The sequence below is a fragment of the Flavobacterium fluviale genome (genome assembly GCF_003312915.1).
Taxonomy (GTDB): Bacteria; Bacteroidota; Bacteroidia; order Flavobacteriales; family Flavobacteriaceae; genus Flavobacterium; species Flavobacterium fluviale.
In genome coordinates this window covers 549,362-564,329 of record NZ_CP030261.1, presented here as the reverse complement: position 1 = coordinate 564,329, position 14,968 = coordinate 549,362, and the positions used below count along the sequence as shown (strand labels likewise).

Below are 14,968 nucleotides of genomic sequence, written 5' to 3'. Positions count from 1 at the left end.
TTTCGAAAGTCGTTAAGCTTTAATAACTTTGAGTAAATGCCTCCCATCTATGAATAAAATCTACGCCTTACTGCTTTTTTTATGTTTCTCTGCTGTTTCCAATTCGCAAGTAATTCTTTCACTAGATGATGATACTGTTTACATTGACAGTATTGTTAATTTTACCAAAAACATTAAGTCTGACAGTATCAGGAGTCTAAACAGTTTTAGGTTATCCAAATTGTTCCTGATGGTGCAAGATGTGAAAAGTTCCAAAGAATATCTTAAACAGGGAAATCGATTAAAAACAAAATTTCCTTTTTTGAAAGATCTTTCACTGTATTACAATGCGAATAGCTTTCTTGAAAAGGGCGATATAGAGGGTTTTGAGAAAGCTTTATTGGAAGCCAATGAAAAACTTAAAAAATACCGCTATAAAGAAGCATATAGACTTCGGGCGATTATACTGCAGAATTATGGTATTATGCAGCAACGCAAGAATAACGAGAATGCCTATATGCGATTATTGGTAAATGAAGCCATTCCGATTGCTAAAAGAAGCGGTGATTTTGAATTGATCAGCGGTTTAAACAAGGCAGTTGCAATTATTTTTATGAATAATGGAGAAAGGGAAAAAGCTGCAGAATATCTGGATCAGGCGCAAAAATATATAGAAAGTACCACTAAAAAATCAGCAACTTTAGCAGAGTCTAAAATGGAGACTTATATTATTAATGCAGAGAATTTGGTAGAACTCAAACATTTTTATGATGCTAAAAGTGTACTCGATAAAGCTTTTTTGACTTTAAAAAATTATCCGGAATCGAATTTGAATGATTCATATTATTATTCAGAAGGACTTTATTATGCTAAACAGAATAAACACAGCGAAGCACTAATTAGTTTTGAAAAAGGAATAGAATCTTCTGCAAAGCATAATAATTCAATCGCTTTACACAGATTGAAATTTGCTGAATATGAGGTGCTTTTTAAACTCAAAAAATATGATAAGGCCAAAAATAATTTAGAATATTTAGTAAAGAACACACAGTTTATTGTAGACAAAAAGAATTACTACAAAGAATTGTCCAAAGTTTATAATGCGACAAAAGAATATTCTAAAGCTTATTTTTATTCGAATAAATACAATGTTATAAATGATAGTTTGAACGATGCCAGTCTAAAAAATGAAATTGTAGAACTCGAAGCAAAATATAAAAAAGCAGAAAGCGAGAAAAAAATCTCTTTACTGCAGTCAGAAAATGAAAAAGCAGTTTTACAAGTCAATAATAATAGACTTAATACCATGCTTTTTGCGGCTCTTTCATTTTTGTTGTTTCTAACTGTTTTGTTTTTGTGGATTTACAATAACAATCAAAAAAAGCTGAGTTATCAAAAAGAAGTTAATTTACAGCAAGAATTATCAGCGCTGGAAAATCAACAGAAATTATCGATTTCAAATGCATTAATTCAAGGTGAAGAAATCGAACGAAAAAGAATTGCAAGAGATCTGCACGATGGATTAGGAAGTATGCTTTCTGGTTTGAAAATGCATTTGAATCTTGCTAATCGGAAGGATAAAGAAAACAGTCCGAGCATTAATGAAATGCTGAACGACTCGATTAAAGAACTTCGCAATATATCTCAAAATTTGATGCCCGAAAGCTTAATGAAATTAGGACTTGAACATGCATTGAAAGATTTGTGCGCGTCACATTCAAATTCTGAAACTACGGTTGAATTTCAATATTTAATTAAGAAAGCAAAACTGCCCCAACATCTAGAAATGATGATTTACAGGATTATTCAGGAACTTTTGAATAATTCCCTAAAATATGCAAAAGCTTCGCAGATTTTAGTTTCCTGCTCACAGAATAAAGATGTTTTTTTTATTACTGTAGAGGATAATGGGATTGGGTTTAATGTTAAACATGCAGAAAAAAGGGAAGGCATGGGACTTAGAAATATAAAAAACCGTGTAGCATTTCTAAACGGGAAACTAGAAATAGATTCGGTTATTAATAAAGGAACTTCGACTTATATTGAGTTGAAGATATAACTATATACTAAAAATGATATATAAAACAGTAATTGTAGACGACCACCCAATTGTGATTTCGGGCATTTCAGGATTGTTGTCGGAATTGAAGACTATTAAAATTGTAGAAAAATTTCAATCGGGAATATCACTTTTAGAATATATTGAAGATAACAATGTTGATTTAATTTTAATGGATATTTTCCTGCCGGTTATAAATGGAGTTGATCTTTGTAAAACAATCAAACAGAAACATCCTAAAATTGTAATTATAGGCATGAGCAGTCAATCTGAAAGAAGTTTGGTTATGCAGTTTATTCAGAATGGAGGAAATGGATATATTTTAAAAAATGCATCTTTTGATGAATTTAAAAATTGTATTTATAAAGCTATAAAAGGTGAAATTGTTTTTAGCGAGGAAGTGAAAACAATAATCAGCCAGCCATTATCTGAAGATTTAGAACGTATTCCTGCTTTAAGCAGAAGGGAGCGCGATATTGCTTTACTGTTGTCTCAAGGAAAATCGACTCAGGAAATTGCAGACGATTTATTTTTGAGTTTCTTAACGGTACAAACCCATCGCCGTAATATTCTTCAAAAATACAAAATGAAGAATGTGGCAGAATTAATAGCTTTTCTGCTCAAGAACAATATGTTGAATTAAGACAAAAGGAGTAAAGAAATGTCAAAATGACATTTTGTTAAAATGGTTCATAATTTGCAGTTTGTTTTGTAAATTTAAAAATCAATCTAAAAACACTAGAAAATATGGGATCTGGATATCTAATTATTGCTGGGGCTATAATGTTGTTCAGCTGGCTGGTAAGTTCTCAGCTAAAGAGTAAATTTGAATTATATTCAAAATTACAACTAAGAAACGGAATGAGCGGCGCAGAAATTGCCGAAAAAATGCTTGCCGATAACGGAATTACAGATGTTCGTGTTATTTCGACACCAGGTCAGTTAACAGATCATTATAATCCTTCAGATAAAACAGTAAATTTAAGTGAAGCTGTTTATAATCACAGAAACGCGGCAGCTGCGGCAGTTGCAGCACACGAATGCGGTCACGCCGTACAACATGCAATTGGTTACGAATGGCTGACAATGCGTTCGAAATTAGTGCCGATTGTAAGCGTAGCTTCAAACTACGTGCAATGGATTTTAATTGCCGGAATCTTAATGATTAAAGTTTTTCCACAATTATTATTAGTTGGAATTATCGTTTTCGCAGCAACAACTTTGTTTTCGATTATTACACTTCCTGTAGAATACGATGCAAGTAACCGTGCACTGGCTTGGCTGGAAAACAAACACATGCTGACGCAAGAAGAGCAGGCAGGAGCAAAAGATGCTTTAAAATGGGCTGCAAGAACGTATGTTGTGGCTGCAATTGGTTCTATCGCCACGTTGTTATACTATATCTCAATTTATTCGGGAAGTAGGAGAAACTAATTAATTTGAGAATTGAGACAATTAGTCAATTAGAAATTTATATCAAACGCGACAGATTTTTAAAATCTGTCGCGTTTTTGTTTTTTGATAAACTCTTGTCAGGCTCAGCGAAGTCGAAGCTTTTATGTGTAACCTGCTTCGACTTTTCTCAGCCTGACAATTATTTTAAAATTATCTAATTATCAAATTGACACATTTTCTAATTCTAAAGCTGAATCTGTCTGTCAATCTGCTGATCCAGCGAAATAAAAGTTTCTGTTCTCGAAACACCTTCAATAGCTTGAATTTTTGTATTTAAAAGCTGCATTAAATGTTCGTTATCACGACAGATAATTTTAATTAAAACCGACCAGTTTCCTGTAGTATAATGACATTCTAGAACTTCGGGAATTTTTCTGAGTTCTTTTACGGCTTCAGAATTTCGGGAAGCTTTGTCCAAATAAACTCCAATAAACGCCATTGTGTTGTAACCTAAAACCTTTGGGTTTACAGTAAATTTAGATCCAGAAATAACGCCGGATTGTTCCAGTTTCTTTAATCTCTGATGAATGGCTGCTCCAGAAATTCCGATTTTATTGGCGATTTGCAAAATTGGTTTTCGGGCATCGTCCATTAAGTACCGAAGGATTTCTTTGTCGATTCCGTCAATTTCAATTAAAAGGGAGTTGATTTTCATAACTTACAATTTGAAAGTATTTCTTGTGATTTGGGTTTAGAATAGAAATCAAATGTAGTTAAAATGCTGTGGAAATGAAAATTCCAATATTTGATATTGAAATTTTGGGTCAAATTAAAGATATGGCGTATTGTTTCTCAATGCAATTTTAATATAGCTCGTGGTTTTAACTATGGGAAACGTATCGTTGAGAATTTCTAATCCCGATCAGTTTGCGGATTAACAACCGTTTTGGACGTTGATTATGTTCCTGCGGTTGAAACCGCAGGCTATATTTTTTCTCTGCACAATTTTAATATAACCCGTGGTTTCAACCACGGGAAACGTATTAATCAACCTTGCGAATTGGACGCTGATTGTGTTTATACGGTTGAAACCGCAGGCTATATTTTTTCTCTGCACAATTTCAATATAACCCGTGGTTTCAATCACGGGAAACATATAGTTAATAAAAAGAAAAATTCCAAATTCCAAGTGATTAATTTGGAATTTGGAATTTTATCCCGAGGCTTCGGGAGAATATTTTATAAGGTTATTTTCCTTTGTTTGCTTCGGCAACGTATTTTTCTAGAGCCATTGTCATAGAAGGTGTTTCAGGAGTTGGAGCAAGAATATCAATTCTTAAACCATGATCCAAAGCCTCTTTTTGAGTTGTGCTTCCAAATACGGCGATTCTAGTATCGTTTTGTTTGAAATCTGGGAAATTTTTAAATAAAGATTTAATTCCAGTCGGGCTGAAAAAAGCTAAAACGTCATAATAAACATCAGCTAAGTCAGACAAATCACTCATTACAGTTCTGTAAAAAATAGCTTGTGCCCAATCTACTTTAAGATTGTTTAATGTTACAGGTGCATCAGCGTTTAACTGGTCAGATGCAGGAAGTAAGAATTTCTCATCTTTGTACTTCTTAATCAGCGGAGATAAATCTGCAAAATCTTTTGCTCCAACGTAAATTTTACGTTTTCTGTACACAACATACTTTTGAAGGTAAAACGCAACAGCCTCAGATTGACAGAAATACTTCAATCCTTCAGGAACTTTGTAACGCATTTCATCAGCAACTCTAAAAAAATGATCTACAGCATTTCTACTTGTTAAAATGATCGCAGTGTAATGATTAAGATCGATTTTTTGTAATCGAATCTCTTTTGCGCTAACCCCTTCCACATGAATAAATGGTCTGAAATCAATTTTTATTTTGTGTTTTTGTTGGAGCTCAAAGTAAGGAGAATTCTCCACTTTAGGTTCAGGCTGTGACACCAAAATTGTTTTCACTTTCATATTATAAACATTTTCTAAGCACTCCCTTTTGTTATCCAATAATAAAGAAAATAATAAGGGGCTATTTCAAGAGCGCAAAGATACAAAATAAAATAAAATAACTTGCCGATAATTGCGTTTTGATATGTTTTAATTGAAATAAAGTAAGAGTATACGCTAATACACAGGGAAATACCTATGATTACTAGCGGTATGATTTTTGGAATATTATTGTAATAGAACAAAATAGCATTGATTGGTAGGATTAAAACGCCAATATATGTTCTGTAAGTTACTTTTTGTAAGTTAAAAAGCTCTACAAATTCATCAATGTTGAATGAAGCTGCTACAATTTTCTCGATTAAATACTTCCCTAAAATGAAATAAAGAAGGAAAGTAGCGATCTGAATAAACAAAATCCAATCCGTTTTAGAGGCCTGTCCAAAAATGTTCATCGTCAGCAGAATGAAAAATGCGTACGAAACAATTTGCACAAAAAATAAACCAACTGTAAAACTGCTTTTTAAGTGGTTGTTGTCACGATAAATTTTAGCATATTTATCAGAAAAAATAAGTTTACTAAATTCACTGAATCTAGTTTCATAAGCAGATTTTGTCATGGCAACAACAGCAAAGGTCAGCACAAACAAAAGTGTTGCCCAGTCTTTGTTTTCCAGAATTCGAGGATGAAGTTGTTCAATCATAGCGTTACAAAATTAGTAATTTTTTGATGCAATACTTTTATTATATATTTATTATGAATCAAATGCTATAAAAAGTTTACTTTTGCGGTGAAATTACCGAGAAAAAATGAATGATAGTATTGTCATAATTCCCACATACAACGAAATTGAGAATATAGAAAGTATAGTAAGAGCAGTACTTTCGCAGCATAAATCTTTTCATCTGCTGATTATTGATGACAATTCTCCTGATCATACTGCAAAAAAAGTGATTGCATTACAGGAAGAATTTCCAGATAAGCTTTTTTTAGAACAAAGGACCAAAAAATCAGGTTTGGGAACGGCTTATGTTCATGGCTTTAAGTGGGCTTTAGAACGCAATTATCAATTTATTTTTGAAATGGATGCCGATTTTTCGCATAATCCAAATGATTTAGAAAAGTTGTACGATGCCTGCCATTTTGGTGGTGCAGACCTTGCAATTGGTTCTCGTTATGTAACGGGTGTAAATGTTGTAAACTGGCCTTTAAGCCGAGTTTTGATGTCTTATTTTGCATCTGTTTACGTGAAATTTATTACCGGAATGAAAATTCATGATGCGACAGCTGGTTTTGTATGTTACAAACGAGAAGTTCTGGAAAAGATCAATTTGAATAAAATAAAATTTGTTGGGTATGCGTTTCAAATCGAAATGAAATACAGAACATACTGTGCAAAATTCCAAATTACAGAAGTTCCTATTATCTTTACAGATAGAACAAAAGGAGTTTCTAAAATGAGTAATGCCATTATTAAAGAAGCTATACTAGGAGTAATTTCACTTAGATTAAGAAAATTAGTCAATTCATTATAAACCAACATCATGAATAGGATTTTAATAAAAAATGCCAAAATTGTAAACGAAGGGACAATTTTTGAAGGAGATGTTTTAATAGAAAATGATTTGATTGTTGAAATTGCCGACAGTATTTCATTAAAAACATCAGATTGTATAGTTATTGATGCCGAAGGAAGTTACTTAATGCCCGGAGCAATTGACGATCAAGTACATTTTAGAGAGCCAGGTTTAACGCATAAAGGCGACATCGAGTCTGAATCTAGAGCAGCAGTTGCAGGAGGAATTACTTCTTTCATCGAACAGCCCAATACGGTTCCGAATGCAGTAACACAAGAAATTTTAGAAGATAAATATCAAATTGCATCTCAAAAGTCATTTGCGAATTATTCGTTTATGATGGGCGCAACAAATGATAACTTAGAGGAAGTTTTAAAAACAAACCCTAAAAATGTTGCCGGAATTAAAATTTTCTTAGGTTCATCAACAGGAAATATGCTGGTAGATAACGAGGCAGTTTTAGAAAAGATTTTTTCTAGTACACCAATGCTAATTGCTGTTCACTGCGAAGATGAAACTACAATTCAAAATAATCTTGCTGCTTTTAAAGAGCAGTATGGAGAAGATGTTCCTGTAACGGCGCATAATTTAATTAGAAGTGCAGAGGCTTGTTATATTTCTTCTTCAAAAGCAGTTGCTTTGGCAAAACGCACAGGAGCAAGACTTCATATTTTTCATCTTTCAACTGCGAAAGAAATGGAATTGTTTACCAATAAAATTCCGTTAGAAGATAAAAAAATCACTGCTGAGGTTTGTGTGCATCATCTTTGGTTTACTGACGAAGATTATAAAACAAAAGGGAATTTCATTAAATGGAATCCAGCCGTAAAAACTGCCGAAGATCGCGCTGAACTTTGGAAAGCTTTGAACGACGGGAGAATTGATGTAATTGCTACAGATCACGCGCCTCATACAAAAGAGGAAAAAATGCAGTCTTACTTAAAAGCACCTTCTGGTGGTCCGCTTGTGCAGCATGCTGTTGTGGCTATGTTTGAAGCGCATCATCAAGGTAAAATAAGTGTGGAGAAGATAGTGGAGAAAATGTGCCACAATCCAGCTAAAATTTTCAAAATCGAAAAAAGAGGTTTTATAAAAGAAGGTTATCACGCCGATTTAGTTATTGTAAATCCGAGTCTGCCTTGGAGTGTAAAACCAGAGAACATTTTATACAAATGCGGATGGTCGCCTTTTGAGAATTTTACTTTCAAATCTAGAATTACACATACTTTTGTAAACGGAGAATTGGTTTATAATAACTTCAAAGTAAAAGATACAAGAGCAGGAAAACGATTATTGTTTGACAGATAAAAAACAGCTATGAAGAATTTTATAGTAATAGTATTGGTTTTGTTTCTTTCTATAAGCTGCAAAAAAGAACTCGTTAAAGAGCCTGCAAAGCTTATTGAAAGAGAAAAAATGGTTGATATTATGTACGATTTGTCGCTTCTGGAAGCAATGAGATATCAAAAACCATTGTCTTTGGATTCGATAGACAGTGATCCGACAAAGTTTATTTTGCAAAAATATAAAGTAGACAGTCTGCAGTTTGCCCAGAATAATATGTATTATGCTTCTGATTATGAAAGTTATAAAGATATGTTTGATGAGGTAAACAAAAGATTGGCTAAAAATCAAAGAGCAGCAGATTCTCTGGCAAAAATCGATGAGAAAAAAGCAGCAAAAGAGAATAAAAATAAGCCAAAGGAACTGAAGGAAGTTTCGAAAGATTCTGTCAAAAAAGTAGTTCCAAAAATCAATATTGATTCTATAAAAATGGCGCAAAGAAAAAATAGAAGACAGTTATAATGTTGAACTGTCTTTAATGTATTGATGAATATCTGTAAAAACCGTTCCTAGAGCGGTTTTTATTTTTTCATTACTATACAAATTCTTAGAATACGAAGCTTTTGCCGTTGCTTTTGTAATACTTCTTTCTCTAAAAAACAAGGTCGAAAATATTCCGTCAGCGATCCATAATAAATTCATTAAAAATGGTTTAGCATGCATATGAGGTCTTTTTGCTTTTAATGCATCTGCAGCGGTATTTAAAAGATCTCTAAAAACTATATTATCTGCAATTAATGTAAAACGTTCGTTTATAATGCTGCTTTTCATTAGTTCAATAGTAGCTTTTATTACATCATCAACAGAAATAATTCCAGTACTTCCAAGGGTGTAAAACGGAAGGCCATCTGAAACTTTTTGATAGATTTTACTGCTTCCTTCTTCAAAAATGGTCATCATTTGCGGCGGACCTAAAATTACTCCCGGATTTACAATAATTACTTTTAAGCCTTCTTGTTGTCCGCGCCAGACTTCCATTTCTGCACCATATTTTGAAATGGCGTAATCGCTGTGTGGTTTTTCGGGATTCCAATCTGTTTCTTCGGTAATATGTGTTTCGTGTGCTGCAATATCGCCCAAGGCGGCGATTGAACTTATAAAACAAAATTTTTCAACTTCTTTGGCAATCGAGAAATTGACCATGTTTGCCGTTCCTTCGATATTTGTTTTTCTGAGTTTTTCTTCGTCTTTTGGATCAAACGAAATCAAAGCGGCGCAGTGATAAACCTGAGTTATATCGATAAAAGCATTTTCTAAGGAAGGAACATCTAAAATATCTGCCTCAATCCAGTTTATTTTTTCAAATAAATGTGGTTTTTTATAGAACTCAAAAACCGATTTTGTTTTTTCGATTTTACTTTTTGATCTATATACAGCCCGAACATTTTCTCCATTTTCAATTAAATGAAGTAATAAATGTGCGCCAACTAAACCAGTTCCTCCAGTTACTAATACCATTTTGTAAAGATACTTATTTTGGTTTTTGCCACAAAGGCTCAAAGACGCTAAGTTTTTTGTTTTTGTCACAAATTGGCAAAGTTTTTTAATTCTTCTTTGTGTCTTAGTGCCTTTGTGACAAACCGTTTTGATATTGCAATTCACAATCCTTATATTTGCGCAAATTATTTTAAAAAATGAAGAATCTAGTTGAAGAATTAAAATGGCGCGGGTTATATCATGATAGTATGCCTGGAACGGAAGAACAATTACTAAAAGAGGCTACCACTGCGTATATTGGTTTTGATCCAACGGCAGATTCACTGCATATCGGGAGTATGGTTCAGATTATTTTATTGGTTCACCTAAAAAATTTCGGACACAGACCGATTGCTTTAGTGGGTGGGGCAACAGGAATGATTGGAGATCCTTCTGGTAAATCTGATGAAAGAAATTTGCTTGATGAAGAAGCTTTGGCTAAAAACGTTGCAGGAATTAAAAGTGTCTTGTCTCGTTTCTTAGATTTTAGTTCAACCGAAGCAAATGCACCGGTAATGGTGAATAACTACGATTGGATGAAAGAATTCTCTTTTATCGATTTTGCACGTGAAGTTGGAAAAAGAATCACTGTAAATTATATGATGGCTAAAGATTCTGTAAAAAAGAGATTTAGCGGTGAAGGTGAAGGAATGTCTTTTACAGAGTTTACATATCAGTTAATTCAAGGTTACGATTTCTATCATTTATATAAAAACAACAACTGTATCCTGCAAATGGGTGGTTCTGACCAATGGGGTAATATTACCACGGGTACAGAATTAGTGCGCAGAATGGGAGGTGAAAACGCAAAAGCTTACGCTTTGACAACGCCTTTGATCACAAAAGCAGACGGATCTAAATTCGGAAAATCTGAAGGTGGAAATGTTTGGTTAGATGCTGATAAAACTTCGGTATATAAATTTTACCAATTTTGGGTAAACACTACAGATGTTGATGCGGAGAAATATATCAAAATCTTTACTTTCTTAGATAGAGAGACAATTGATGCCTTAATCGAAGAGCACAAAACGGCTCCGCATTTAAGAGTTTTGCAAAAGAAACTGGCAGAAGAAATTACTGTTTTTGTGCACAATAGAGAAGAATTAGAAAAAGCAATTCAGGCTTCGAATATCTTATTTGGAAATTCAACTGCAGAAGATTTGAAAAGATTGGATGAAGCTACTTTTTTAGAAGTTTTTGACGGAGTTCCTCAAGCTGAAATCGCAAAAGCAGATTTAGAAAACGGATTGGATATTATTACTGTTTTGAATGAAAAAACAGGTTTTTTTAAATCGAACGGAGAAGCTAGAAGAGCTTTGACAGCTAATTCTATTTCTGTAAACAGAGAAAAAATTAAAGAAGATTTCGTTCTAACAGCAAATGATTTGATTAATAATCAGTTTGTGTTGTTGCAAAGTGGAAAGAAGAATTATTTTGTGATTAGAGTGGTTTAATCGTTTAATAGAGTAGTTGTTTAATTGTTTAATCGAAAGTTTGCGATTAAATAAGAGACATTTTTATAATATCAGAAATCCGAATATTCGAAAAGAATATTCGGATTTTTTCGTTTAACGAACGATTCATTCCGTAGGAATGTCTCATTGGTAGAATAAAAATTTGGATTGCGTTTTACGTTCCGTAGGAACGTTTGATTAACAGAGAGATTATTTAATAATAACAAGTGTCCCTACAGGACACAATGCTAAATAATATTTTTTCTTTTTACCGATGAGATATTCCTACGGAATATTAACATTATGCTTTAAACCCGCGAATCAAACAAAAAAATCTTTCGGACTGACACTGTTCCGCTTTGATTAATTTACATCGATTGATCAATATGAAAATGTATATGTTTTTTTACTAAGTTTATCCTCAAAATAAACATATTAGATATGCTTGGAATTTTATTTATTTATTGGATTTGGAAAGCGTTCACCAATTTGGCTCTTGAGTACGACAAGAATAAATGGACCTATTTTTTTATTGGAATAGCTGGATATTACGGAAGTACAGCGATTGCTGGATTTGCTGTCGGCCTTGTATCTGTTTTCGTAAGCGGAATTGATACAAATGAAGATAGTTTTATAAATCCGGGATGGAATATACTTTTCGTTTTTTGTGGAGCTTTAGGATGTTATGGCGTTTACAAACTTTTAGAATCTCGAGGAGAAAAAGAAAAGCGGCTGTATAAAAAAGAAGGTATTGAAAGTATTGGCGTGCGTGATGAAAATTAGTTTTTTGACTACGGGTTAATGGTTTAATTATTTAATCGAAGGGAAAATACGATTAAGCTATAAAACCATCAAATTACAACCGCGAATATCAGAATTATCAAAACGTCCCAAGACCTCGAAAGAGTTGTTGGGATTTTTTTTGCCTAAATCCTGCGTAGCTATAAAAGAGCATGAATTAATATTTGCCAAGTCAATCACGTTGATGCCGCCAGTTTTTCCGTCTTTTACATAAGTTAGGGCGTCTTCTGGATCGCGAATTAAAATATTCATCCACGACGGACATTCAAAAACACCTTCACCTAAAGAATAGGCCTGCGCCAAAAGTTCTGTCATCCCATATTCTGAATGAATAGATGAAACACCGAAACCTTTGCAAAGAATTTCGTGCAATTCTTCGCGAATCATTTCTTTACGTTTTCCTTTCATTCCTCCAGTTTCCATAATAATGGTATTTTGAAGATTGAATTGGTGTTTTTCGATCAAATCTAATAAAGCGTAAGTCACGCCAATTAAAATAACATTTTGCCCTGAATTGTCCAGTTCAATTAACTTTTGGGTAAGTTCTCCGTAGTTGTGTAAATAAAACCCACTTTCAGGCTGATTAGAGAGTTTAATTAGATCATCGACCATATAGATTAATGAAGATCCTTCGCGTTCCAAATAAGAGGGCAAAAGGGCTAAAACCACATAATCTTCTATGTTGCCGTAAAACTGAGAAAATCCTTTACGATAACTTTCTTCATAAAGCGTAACATCTGTTACCAAATGCCTGCTAGTGATCATTCCCGTTGTACCGCTGCTGGTAAAAGTTACTTGCGCAGGATCATTGTTAGAAACTACGTCGTGACTTTTGAAAAATTGAATTGGGAGAAAAGGAATTTGCTGTAATGATTTTACCTGCTGCGGATTAACCTTTAAAAAATCGCAGAAATCTCGATAAACTTTGTTATTCTCGTGTTGAAAACGAAACACTTTTAGTGCTATTTTCTCAAATTGTTTCTGACTTGAAATTGTAAATATATCGCTGGCTGTAATCAAAACTTTTTTTTGCAAAGATATTGTTTTTAGTTTTCAGTCGCAGTTTTCAGTCGCAGTTTTCAGGTGTCGCTAAACTGAAAACAGAGACTGAATACTGTAAACTAAAAAAAGCTCCTAAGAAAGGAGCTTTTTTTTACCGAATAATGAGCTTTCGGGTTGCCGATGCATTTTGTTCGCTTATTTTTATGATGTAGACACCCGGAGGTAATTCTGCAACGTTTAATTCTCTAGATGTTAAATGTGCTTGAAGTACTTTCTTGCCTAGAATATCGAAGACAATAATTTCCTTCTCAAAATCGTTCTTAGAAGATATGTACACTTTTCCGTTAGTAACAGGATTGGGGTACAAACTTAACCCCTCAATAGAAGTCGATTCCTGAGGTTTTGGTAATTGCCTGCTGTCTTGCGCCGAGACGCTTACAGTAAAGAAAAATGCCAATAAGAAAGTAATATAAAAGTAGTTTTTTGCCATCGCATGTATTTAATTATTGTAAATATACAAAAAAAATTACAAAAAGTACGCCAAAAAAAAACATCCTAAATATTTAGGATGTTTTTAACATTTTGTATTCAAATTTCAGTAATGTAAAAAAAAACACTCTAAGTTAATTAGAGTGTTTTTGAATATTGTTTGTCTTTAATTATAGACCTTTTGTCCATCCAGCAGTCCAAGTTGGAACTCCTGATCCGTTTCCTGCTCCAGTTGCAGTTGCAGATTCTGTGAATAATTTAGAAATATCAATAGATCCAGTTGCAGTTGTAGCAGTAGCTTTTGATTTAAGTGTTACGTCTTCGAATTTAACATTAGTAGCGATTAAGTCAGTTCCAGCGTATGAAATGCTTTCGTCATGTTGAACGTCGAATCCAGTTTTCCAACCTTTTAATACAACGTTGTTAAATTTACCTTTAGTACCAACTCTTAATTTGAAAGCTTGAGATTCTGCACTTGTATCATTAACTCCAGCTCCAATTAGAGTAAGGTTGTTGATAGTAGGGAAAGAAATTGGAGTAGCTAAGTGGTTGTTAGCGTTGTTATCAGCTTCGATACCTCTGTTACCAGCGTTAGTTCTGATTCCGTAGAAGTTTTCACCAGTTCCATTCCATCCTTCAGTCCAGTCAAATAAATCATCACCTACTAATGCAGTATCTTTGTTAGAAACTACTAAGTGAGATGCGTTTACAGTTCCACCAAACCACTCGAATCCGTCATCAGAGCTTTCGTAAACTTGTACATAATCAACAACAGTTCCTTTACCAACTCCAAAGAAAGAAACTCCGTTAAATTCTTTATCACTGCTGTAAGAGAAACCTGGGTACTCAATTCTTAAATATTTAATTGATCCAGAGTTATCGTTAACGTCAGTTCCACCGTAAGTTAACTCAGAAACTTCAGCAGAAGCAGTTGCTCCTTTGTTAATTGGTGCTTTTCCACAGATTACTAAACCACCCCAAGCAGCAGGTTTTTTTGTTTCTGCAGTCATAATAACTGGATTAGAAGCTGTTCCTTGAACGTCGATTTGTCCTCCTTGTGCTACAGCGATATATCTTACAGCTTGTAATTGGTCAGCTGCTACTGCAGTTGCTTCGATGATAACTCCAGGCTTAATTGTAAGTTTTGCAGTGCTTTTAACTACTAATTTTCCTGTAAGTTTATAAGTTCCAGATTCTAATACTACCTCACCACTGTTGATTTCCCCTTGTAAGTTCTCTCTTACTACTACGAAATCAGATTTTGGTCCTTCATTGTTGTTGTTGTCATCGCTTGAGCAAGATGTTGTAAGTGTTACAAGCGATAAAGCTGCTAAACCGAAAATTGTTGAAATTGTTTTTTTCATTACTTTTTTAATTAGTTTGTGTTTATGCAAAGATTAGAACTTAAGCTTTAA

At 33.7% G+C, this 14,968-nt stretch carries 15 protein-coding genes; 8 read left to right on the top strand and 7 right to left on the bottom strand.

The window, feature by feature from the left end:
• Positions 1-49 precede the first annotated feature (49 nt).
• The 3 genes from HYN86_RS02710 to HYN86_RS02700 all read left to right on the top strand — a co-directional run bounded on the left by HYN86_RS02710 (position 50) and on the right by HYN86_RS02700 (position 3,472).
• Positions 50-2,038: an ATP-binding protein gene (locus HYN86_RS02710; protein WP_113676653.1), complete on the top strand. Its 1,989-nt coding sequence runs from the start codon at positions 50-52 to the stop codon at positions 2,036-2,038.
• 13 nt (positions 2,039-2,051) lie between these two features.
• Positions 2,052-2,681: a response regulator gene (locus HYN86_RS02705; RefSeq protein WP_113676652.1), complete on the top strand. Its 630-nt coding sequence runs from the start codon at positions 2,052-2,054 to the stop codon at positions 2,679-2,681.
• Between the two features lie 104 nt (positions 2,682-2,785).
• A complete protein-coding gene (locus HYN86_RS02700; protein ID WP_113676651.1) occupies positions 2,786-3,472 on the top strand; it encodes a zinc metallopeptidase in 687 nt (228 codons plus the stop codon).
• Between the two features lie 205 nt (positions 3,473-3,677).
• Here HYN86_RS02700 and HYN86_RS02695 read toward each other — a convergent pair whose 3' ends face one another.
• From HYN86_RS02695 to HYN86_RS02685, 3 genes are all read right to left on the bottom strand, one after another.
• Positions 3,678-4,148, bottom strand: a complete 471-nt coding sequence (locus HYN86_RS02695) for an Lrp/AsnC family transcriptional regulator (protein WP_012022648.1) — start codon at positions 4,146-4,148, stop codon at positions 3,678-3,680.
• Between the two features lie 532 nt (positions 4,149-4,680).
• Positions 4,681-5,430, bottom strand: a complete 750-nt coding sequence (locus HYN86_RS02690) for a uroporphyrinogen-III synthase (RefSeq protein ID WP_095954946.1) — start codon at positions 5,428-5,430, stop codon at positions 4,681-4,683.
• Between the two features lie 14 nt (positions 5,431-5,444).
• Positions 5,445-6,113: a DUF4271 domain-containing protein gene (locus tag HYN86_RS02685; RefSeq protein WP_113676650.1), complete on the bottom strand. Its 669-nt coding sequence runs from the start codon at positions 6,111-6,113 to the stop codon at positions 5,445-5,447.
• A 106-nt stretch (positions 6,114-6,219) separates the two neighbouring features.
• Here HYN86_RS02685 and HYN86_RS02680 point away from each other — a divergent pair, with 106 nt between their 5' ends.
• From HYN86_RS02680 to HYN86_RS02670, 3 genes are read left to right on the top strand one after another with little or no spacing between them, the layout of a single operon-like run.
• A complete protein-coding gene (locus tag HYN86_RS02680) occupies positions 6,220-6,945 on the top strand; it encodes a polyprenol monophosphomannose synthase (protein WP_057115114.1) in 726 nt (241 codons plus the stop codon).
• A gap of 9 nt (positions 6,946-6,954) precedes the next feature.
• A complete protein-coding gene (locus HYN86_RS02675; RefSeq protein WP_113676649.1) occupies positions 6,955-8,295 on the top strand; it encodes a dihydroorotase in 1,341 nt (446 codons plus the stop codon).
• A gap of 9 nt (positions 8,296-8,304) precedes the next feature.
• A complete protein-coding gene (locus tag HYN86_RS02670) occupies positions 8,305-8,793 on the top strand; it encodes a DUF4296 domain-containing protein (protein WP_113676648.1) in 489 nt (162 codons plus the stop codon).
• Here the strand turns inward: HYN86_RS02670 and HYN86_RS02665 are convergent.
• Positions 8,788-9,789: an NAD-dependent epimerase/dehydratase family protein gene (locus tag HYN86_RS02665; protein ID WP_113676647.1), complete on the bottom strand. Its 1,002-nt coding sequence runs from the start codon at positions 9,787-9,789 to the stop codon at positions 8,788-8,790. The genes HYN86_RS02670 and HYN86_RS02665 overlap by 6 nt on opposite strands.
• Before the next feature lie 176 nt (positions 9,790-9,965).
• Here HYN86_RS02665 and tyrS point away from each other — a divergent pair, with 176 nt between their 5' ends.
• Entirely contained in the window at positions 9,966-11,261 is a 1,296-nt protein-coding gene (tyrS, locus tag HYN86_RS02660) for a tyrosine--tRNA ligase (RefSeq protein ID WP_113676646.1), read from the top strand.
• Between the two features lie 441 nt (positions 11,262-11,702).
• The gene (locus HYN86_RS02655) at positions 11,703-12,044 is read left to right on the top strand and encodes a hypothetical protein (protein WP_113676645.1); all 342 of its coding nucleotides are present in this window, start codon (positions 11,703-11,705) and stop codon (positions 12,042-12,044) included.
• A 57-nt stretch (positions 12,045-12,101) separates the two neighbouring features.
• Here HYN86_RS02655 and HYN86_RS02650 read toward each other — a convergent pair whose 3' ends face one another.
• The 3 genes from HYN86_RS02650 to HYN86_RS02640 all read right to left on the bottom strand — a co-directional run bounded on the left by HYN86_RS02650 (position 12,102) and on the right by HYN86_RS02640 (position 14,917).
• Positions 12,102-13,082 (bottom strand): LuxE/PaaK family acyltransferase, encoded by a 981-nt coding sequence (locus tag HYN86_RS02650; RefSeq protein ID WP_162789417.1) that lies wholly within the window; start codon positions 13,080-13,082, stop codon positions 12,102-12,104.
• Positions 13,083-13,215: 133 nt separating this feature from the next.
• Complete coding sequence (locus tag HYN86_RS02645) at positions 13,216-13,554, bottom strand: T9SS type A sorting domain-containing protein (protein ID WP_113676643.1); 339 nt, start codon at positions 13,552-13,554, stop codon at positions 13,216-13,218.
• A gap of 169 nt (positions 13,555-13,723) precedes the next feature.
• Positions 13,724-14,917: a hypothetical protein gene (locus HYN86_RS02640; protein ID WP_113676642.1), complete on the bottom strand. Its 1,194-nt coding sequence runs from the start codon at positions 14,915-14,917 to the stop codon at positions 13,724-13,726.
• Between the last annotated feature and the right edge of the window lie 51 nt (positions 14,918-14,968).